The sequence below is a fragment of the Paraburkholderia sp. BR10882 genome (assembly GCF_040948855.1).
GTDB lineage: Bacteria > Pseudomonadota > Gammaproteobacteria > Burkholderiales > Burkholderiaceae > Paraburkholderia > Paraburkholderia nodosa_A.
Genome location: NZ_JBFPKP010000065.1, coordinates 1 through 564 on the forward strand (window position 1 = coordinate 1; position 564 = coordinate 564).

At 55.5% G+C, this 564-nt stretch carries 2 protein-coding genes; both read right to left on the reverse strand.

Annotated elements, in window-relative coordinates; translation table 11 throughout:
• Positions 1-67: 67 nt before the first annotated feature.
• Positions 68-376, reverse strand: a complete 309-nt coding sequence (locus tag AB3X99_RS40920) for an ATP-binding protein (RefSeq protein ID WP_368662069.1) — start codon at positions 374-376, stop codon at positions 68-70.
• The coding region (locus AB3X99_RS40925; RefSeq protein ID WP_368662070.1) for a hypothetical protein at positions 358-564 on the reverse strand (207 nt) is incomplete at its 5' end. The genes AB3X99_RS40925 and AB3X99_RS40920, both read right to left, overlap by 19 nt.

Below are 564 nucleotides of genomic sequence, written 5' to 3' on the forward strand. Positions count from 1 at the left end.
TCGAGCCGGGGATGGGCGGCGTAATGGAGCCAGCGGAAGCGGGGGTAAAGCGCAGATTCGAACGGCTTCAAGAATGCCGTTTTTTGCCCGATTTGGCAACCGCGTTTTCACTGCTCGCCGGCATCGGCTTGGGCTTGCGGAAGCTCTCTCCCTCGATCACGACGCGATAGGCACCGTGTCGTAGCCGGTCCAGCATCACGGCGCCCAGAATGCGGTTGTCGGGGAACGCGTCGCCCCATTCACTCAGATCTGAATTTGACGTGACGGTCAAAGCCGCTCGCTCGTACCTGGCGGCGATCAGGTCGTGGAAGTCTTCGTCGTGGGGTGGGTGCAGCGGTTTGACTGCGAAGTCGTCGATTAATGTTGCGCCCAACAAGCAACATCGCGTTTCAGCCTAGCATGGAATTTTACATAAAAGAAATGATCGCATTCAGTGGTTGTACGGGCTAAGTTGTAGTGTCCGCTTTTAGCCAAGTTCAGATGTCCGCTTTTTGGACGATCGTAAGCTAACAGATCGCTGGGAATCCAGTGTTTGGGAGCTTTAATGGCGGCAACAGAACGGAT